Origin of the sequence: Phenylobacterium sp. (assembly GCF_025351295.1) — a bacterium.
Lineage (GTDB): Bacteria > Pseudomonadota > Alphaproteobacteria > Caulobacterales > Caulobacteraceae > Phenylobacterium.
The window spans coordinates 1-6,272 of the sequence record NZ_JANXWD010000165.1 but is presented as its reverse complement, the minus strand read 5'-3'; the positions used below and the strand labels follow the sequence as shown (position 1 = coordinate 6,272).

General features: G+C 66.9%; 7 protein-coding genes. All 7 read right to left on the bottom strand.

Annotated elements, in window-relative coordinates:
* Nucleotides 1-3,513, bottom strand: a 3,513-nt coding sequence (locus tag Q0R13_RS22040) for a chemotaxis protein CheB (RefSeq protein WP_293908069.1), incomplete at its 3' end; no start/stop codon positions are given.
* A 270-nt stretch (nt 3,514-3,783) separates the two neighbouring features.
* Nucleotides 3,784-3,930 carry a hypothetical protein gene (locus Q0R13_RS22035; protein WP_293908067.1) on the bottom strand — a complete coding sequence of 49 codons (147 nt, stop codon included), beginning with the start codon at nt 3,928-3,930 and terminating at the stop codon, nt 3,784-3,786.
* 74 nt (nt 3,931-4,004) lie between these two features.
* Entirely contained in the window at nt 4,005-4,184 is a 180-nt protein-coding gene (locus Q0R13_RS22030) for a CsbD family protein (RefSeq protein WP_293908065.1), read from the bottom strand.
* A gap of 149 nt (nt 4,185-4,333) precedes the next feature.
* Nucleotides 4,334-4,675 carry a hypothetical protein gene (locus Q0R13_RS22025; protein ID WP_293908063.1) on the bottom strand — a complete coding sequence of 114 codons (342 nt, stop codon included), beginning with the start codon at nt 4,673-4,675 and terminating at the stop codon, nt 4,334-4,336.
* Complete coding sequence (locus Q0R13_RS22020; protein ID WP_293908061.1) at nt 4,672-5,493, bottom strand: DUF6544 family protein; 822 nt, start codon at nt 5,491-5,493, stop codon at nt 4,672-4,674. The genes Q0R13_RS22025 and Q0R13_RS22020 overlap by 4 nt, the downstream gene beginning before the upstream one ends.
* Complete coding sequence (locus Q0R13_RS22015) at nt 5,490-5,837, bottom strand: cytochrome c (RefSeq protein ID WP_293908058.1); 348 nt, start codon at nt 5,835-5,837, stop codon at nt 5,490-5,492. The genes Q0R13_RS22020 and Q0R13_RS22015 overlap by 4 nt, the downstream gene beginning before the upstream one ends.
* The coding region (locus Q0R13_RS22010) for an alternative oxidase (protein WP_293908056.1) at nt 5,830-6,272 on the bottom strand (443 nt) is incomplete at its 5' end. The genes Q0R13_RS22010 and Q0R13_RS22015, both read right to left, overlap by 8 nt.

Genomic DNA, 6,272 nt, shown 5'->3' with positions numbered 1-6,272 from the left:
TGGCGCGCGCAGCTCGCCCACGGCGGGCGTGAGCGGCAGGTCGATGACGCAGACGACGCCGCCCTCGGCGAAGTTGCGGTCGACCTTGGCATCCCATTCAAAGGTCATCGCGCGCTCGATCAAGGTCGTGCCAAAGCCCCGTCGCGCCGGAGGTCCAGAGACGCGAGGACCGCCGGATTCCGCCCAGCGCAACTGCACCCTGGGCTCGCGCCCCGCCGTCACCGTCCAGGTGATGGCCAACTGGCCCTTCGCGTCGGACAAGGCGCCGTATTTGGCCGCGTTGCTCGCCAGCTCGTGGATCGCCATGGCGAACGAAAGCCCGGCCTTAGGCGTGAGTACGAGGTTAGGGCCATCAACGTGGATTTCCCGTCCCTGGTACGGCTCCATCTCCGTATCGATAAGGTCGCGAAGCGCGCCGGCGCCGACGCCGCCTTCGTTGGTAAGCAGGCTGTGGGCGCGCGCGATCGCGGTGATGCGACCCTTGATCGTCTCGGCAAAGGCCTCAGGCGAGAGATCGGACTTCAAGGTCTGGGCCACGACCGAGGAGACAATGGCCAGGATGTTCTTCACCCGGTGATCGAGCTCGCCCAGCAGCAGGCTGGCCTGCTCTTCGGCGCGCTTGCGCTTTTCGATCTCCAGCGTCACCGAGATGACGCGCGCGGCGGCCACATCGGCTTCGGCAAGCATCGAGACGCTGTCATGCACCCAGGTGGCTGCGCCATCCGCTTGCAGGAGGCGGTATTCGATCTGGAACGGCTCGCCGTCGCTGGCTGCCTTGTCGAAACGCGCGATGACGGCGTCGACGTCTTCGGGATGGATCAGCTCGCGCCGGCCCAGCCGCTTCAGCTCTTCCGCGGACCGGTTGGCCATGGTCTGGAATGCGGTGTTGGTCATCAGGAACCGGCCCGCGACGTCCGTCTCAGTGATACCTACCGCGGCCTGATCGACGATCGCGGTGAAGCGGCGCTCGCTGATGCGCTGGGCTGCCTCGGCTTTCTTGCGTTCGGTCACGTCGACAAAAGTCACGACGAGGCCGTCGATAACCCGCTCGACGGTCAGGTAGGGCCGGATGCGCATCACGAACGAAAAGCCCCGGTCCTGCAGGGTCAGCTCGCGTTCCACGACGGAGAGATCGCGCAACACCTTGGCCGCGTCGCGCCGCAAGTCATCGTAGGCCAGCAGGCTGACGATGTCCGTCAGCGGCCGGCCCCGGTCACCGTCCCGCAGGCTGAAGATGTCCGCCATGCCGGGGGTGAAGTTCTTGATGCACAGATCCTCATCCAGGAAAATGGTCGCGATCTGGGTGCTGTTCAGCAGGTTCTGAAGATCGCTGTTCAGGTTGGAAAGCAGGTCGTTCTTCGCCATCATCTCGGCGTTGACCGTCTGCAGCTCCTCATTGATCGACTGCATCTCCTCCTTGGAGGTCTGCAGCTCTTCGTTGGTCGATTGGAGCTCCTCGTTGACCGACTGGTGCTCCTCCGACGCCGACTTCATCTCCTCGTTGGCGGTCTCAAGGTCGCCGATCGTCGCCTGAAGCTGGCCGCTCACCGTTCGCAATTCCTGCTCGGCGGCCAGGGTTTCCGGGCTCCGCGCGCTGCCGTCCGGCGCCTGCGCCGGCTCCGGCGTGGTCACGCGCACCTCGTGGAAGGCGACGACGAACAGGCCGTCGTCGACGGTGTCGCGCACCGGCTCGACAATGACGCTCAGCACGCGCTGCCGGCCCTCGATCAGCACGGACACATTATCGACCACCGCGCCTTCGCCGGTCTTCGTCACGGACTGCAACGCCGTGCGCACGACGACCCGCAGGCTCTTCCTGAGGTTGGACAGCAGGCTGAGGCTCGCCACCCCTGCCGCTGGCTCCAGGTAGCGTGAGGCTTCCCCGCCCGAATAGCGGACGATGTTGCTCTGGCGATCGACGACGAGGAACACAGGCGAGTATTTGGCCAGGGCGGTACGCACGGCGCGCTCGATGCGGTCACTGACGCCCCGGCCAGGTTCTCCGGCAGGCCGGTTCAGGCCCGGGAGCGTCTGGACGGGCATCGGCATGGCCGGGAACGCCGCATCCCCCTCCCGCCGCTGGAAGAGGTGGGCGGCCTTGTCCTCGACCTTGAACAGCTTCTCGTGTCGGCTCACGCCCTCCGAGGATCCGAGGAAGAGCAGACCGTTCGGCTTCAGCGCGTAGTGGAAGGTGCGCAGCACGCGATCCTGCAGGTCGCCATCCATGTAGATCAGCAGGTTGCGGCACGAGATCAGGTCCAGCTTGGAGAAGGGCGGGTCCTTGGTGACGTTGTGGACCGAGAAGATGCACATCCCGCGGATTTGCCGGTTGGGGATGTAGGCGCCGTCCTCCTCGTAGAACCAGCGCTTGAGGCGCTCGGGAGACACGCCCGTGGTGCGCTGGTAGCGCGCCGCCCTGGCGACCTCGATCGCCCGGTCGTCGACATCCGTGCCGAAGATCTGCACGTCGAGGTTCGCGCCCCGCGCATCGATCAGCTCACGGATGGCGATAGCGAGGCTGTAAACCTCTTCGCCCGTCGAACAGGCCGCCGCCCATACCCGTAGGGAGGCAGGCTCCGCGCCGCGTTCGAGCCCGCCGCGTTCGAGAACGGCGTCGATCGCGGTCGACAGGCCTTCGAAGGCCTCGGCGTCGCGGAAGAACCCAGTGACGCCGATGAGCAGGTCGCGGAAGAGGGCCTCCGGCTCAGCGGGGTCTTCCCGCAGGTGTTTGATATAGGCCGGGACCGTGTCGGCCTGCAGGACCTGCATGCGGCGTTGGATGCGGCGGGTGATCGTCTTGATCTTGTATTTCGAGAAGTCATGACCCGTTTTCGCGCGCAGCACCGACAGGACGGTCGCCAGGTGCTCCGCCGCGTCGATCCGCGTGCCGTCCTCATCCTTGCGGTCGGCTACCACCGCCAGGTGATCGCGGTACTCGATCAGCTTCGCCGGCATTTCCTCCACGGGCAGCACGTAATCGACCTGACCGGTCTCGGTCGCGGACTGCGGCATTCCCGGCATGGCGTGGTGGTCGAACTCGGCCTGGGCGATGGTCAGGCCGCCGCCTTCCTTCACGGCCGCCAGGCCGGCCGACCCATCGCTGCCCACCCCCGACAGGACGATGGCGACGGCGTTGTCGCCCTGGTCCTGCGCCAGAGAGGTGAAGAAGCTGTCGATCGGGCGGCGGCTGGATCGCGGCGGTGCGGGTTTGACGATGACGAGGCGGCTGTCCTTGATGGTCAAGGTGGCGTCGGGGGGGATGACATGAACCCGGTTCGGCTCAAGGTTCATGCCGTTCTTGGCCTCGACCACGGGGATTGGCGCGTCCCGGTCGAGCAGTTCCGTCAGCATGCTCTCGTGATCAGGCGACAGGTGCTGAACCAGCACGAAGGCCATTCCACTGTCGGGCGACAGATGCGCGAAGAAGGCCTTGAAGGCGTCGAAGCCGCCCGCGGAGGCGCCGATACCAACAATCAGGTTAGGCGGAGCGGTCTTTTGCTGTTTCCGGTTCATCGACAACTCAACCTCAACGCTCGACTACGATCCATAGGCCGAACCGGCCACGGAGTCTCATTTGCGATGGGGGAACGAACCGAGCGAGTTGAGGCGAAGTTGGGCTAGAAAAGCCCTACGAACAAGCGGGGACGCAGAAATGGCCACGCGCGCTCAAGAGGGGACGTTCCCGACGTCAGCCAAGGACCCGCGCGGGCCATCATTTCCGACAATGCCTATTGCCCGCCGACCTGCTTGTCGGCCGTGGCGGATAACTGGTTCTGGCGCACCTTAGACGCCGGCTCCGAGCATCGAGCCGACGCCATAGAGCATCAGCTGGGCGGTCCCGATGGTGCGCAGGAGAGCGGCAAGGGATCCGGCGATCGTACGCCACGGCCAAGGTCGGGAGCTGTCGGAGACGGGTTCAGGCCGGGGCATGGGTTCCTCCTGAGCTCGGGACGCGCCCGGGGTCGGTGCGGTCGGCGGCTGCGCCGGCCGCACTTGTCCTGGTGCTACTTGGTCGCCTTGTGCACGGCGTCGATCACCTTGCCAGCGGCTTCCTTCGCCGAGCCCACGATCTTGTCGGCGACGCCCTCGGCCTGCATCTGCTCGTTGCCGATCGCCTTGCCGACCGCCTGCTTGACGGCGCCCACGCCCTGCTGGGTCACGCCTTCGATACGTTCTTTGCTCACAGCCATTCTCCACCTGAGACTGCGGCCACCGGGAATGCCACGGCCGCTGCGCGGCCAATTGGGGCAGGCACATTAGAGGTAGCCCCGGGCTGAGCCTTTGGTTGCATCTGCAGGGTGCTGGGCCGCCGCTTGTCTGTGTCGGGGAGGGGTCAGAAGGTCACCCATCGAACCGCAAGCAAGCCGAACCCCAGCGCCACCAAGGGTCCGAACACCTGCAGCGTGTGACGCGTCAGCCGCTCGGGAAGGAAGGTGTCGGAGATGCCTGACGCGCCTGCGTCGTACCGAGCGACGACCGCGGTAAGCGGGCACCTCATGCCGCTGGCGGCGAAGACCACGCTCTCAGCGCCGATCAGGCCCGTCGCCACCCAAAGCCATACGCCGTGGGCGCCCGTCGCACCGGCGTAGAGGACGACGAAGGTCGCGAACGCCATCACGAGGTAGATCGCCGTGTGCAACCCCCGCACCAGCGTGAGGCGTTGGCGCGCGGTCATGGCGCCGTTTCCCGACCCGTCGTCCACGCCGTCAGGTCACCCCGCCAATAAATGAATTCGGTCCCGTCGATGACCCATGCGACCTCGCCCTGGGTCGGCAGCAGGCGCCCCGAGATCCGCTGGTAGTGACTGAACCGCCCCTGCCAGGGCATGGGCCGGATGCGACCCTTGTCCAGGTAGCCCCGCGACGGCGCGCTCATGCTTTTCGGCAGGCCGTCCTTGTCCAGGATGAAGGTGATCGCCGCCGGGCCCTGCGCTACCCGAAGGGTCGTCGGGGTGACGACGGTCCAGGCCAGGTCGTGGTTCAGGAGGATGGCGTCGGGGTTCCAGGGCAACTCGGCGAGGTAGCGCAAGGCCTCGCCCTGAGCCATCTCGGGGCCGCCCACCTGATGGGCGAAGCTCAGGGCGCCTAGCGCCTTCACCTCCAGTCCGCCCACACCAGCCACATAGTAGTCGGCGGCCGTCACCAGGCGGCCTGGCCCCATCCGAGCGCGCCAGAGATAGCCGATGCGGCTGGGCGAGGCCGTCTGGCGCGCCTCGAACGCCATGGGACGTGCGCCGGGCGCCGACCACATTTGGCCCCTCTGCCGAAGGGTGACCACTCCGCGGCTTGACTGAGCGCCCAGGCGCTGTGCGAGCGCCAGCACTTCCGGCGGCAGGTCGGACCGCGCTTGCGGGTCGCCCGAGCCCTCGCCGACATGGCGCTCCAGCATGCGCAGGTGCGCGTCGAAGCACGCGGCCTGGACCGCGACCGCGACGCTCGCCCCGATCGCCAGGACAGCGGCGACACCCGCCGCAGCCGGCCAGGACGGCGTCACGAAGGCCCTTGTTGCGGGTGGATGTAGGCCACCAGGGCGGACATCTGGTCTCGGCTGAGCGCCGTGGTCGGCATCTGGTAGTGGCCGACGTCGTTGATGGCCTCGAGTTCCCAAGTGAGACCATTGCGCGTGTAGCGTTTGGCGATCTCAGGGAAGGGGGTCGCCCGCGATACGGGACTTGCTGCGCCGCCGGCGATCGTGTGGCACCCCGCACACTTCGCCGTGGCAAGCCCCTCACCGCGATGCGCCGCTGCGGCCTTGGCGAGCCCCAACTCCTCGCCGACCGAGGCGCAACCGGCCATGGCCAGCGCCGCGGCGGCGACGACGCCGAGGGCCTTACGCATGGGGCCGGATCTCGGCCGCGTGCAGGGGATAGGGCGCAATCGCGGCGGGGTCGGTCGGCGCGCCCGCCAGCGCGCTTGCGAAACCATGGTTGACGTCGCGGTGGTGTGCCTCGTCGGCCTGCACCACGAGGATCACGTCGCGCAGCGTCGCCTCCGGCGGAAGCTTCCAGTAGTCCATGGCGATCGGCGGCGCGGGCACGTTGGGCGAACGGCCCTCATCGATCTCCTTGAGGTACATCGCATAGCTGATCACTGCCTCCTCTTCGAAGTACCCGACGACGCGGTGGGCGGTGCGGGCGGAGACCAGGTAGAGCAGGAAGAAGCCGACATAGAAGACGGCCTGGGCCAATTGGATGACGAGGCGTTCGAACAGCGTCGGCTGGGCGATCTGGATGAAGGTCATCAGGTGCATGCGCTCGTTCTCCGCCTCCTCCA

Excerpts from the sequence above, each read along its gene's own strand:
- Q0R13_RS22015 (WP_293908058.1), bottom strand. The coding sequence starts at position 5,837 with ATGCGTAAGGCCCTCGGCGTCGTCGCCGCCGCGGCGCTGGCCATGGCC.
- Q0R13_RS22025 (WP_293908063.1), bottom strand. The coding sequence starts at position 4,675 with ATGACCGCGCGCCAACGCCTCACGCTGGTGCGGGGGTTGCACACGGCG.
- Q0R13_RS22035 (WP_293908067.1), bottom strand. The coding sequence starts at position 3,930 with ATGCCCCGGCCTGAACCCGTCTCCGACAGCTCCCGACCTTGGCCGTGG.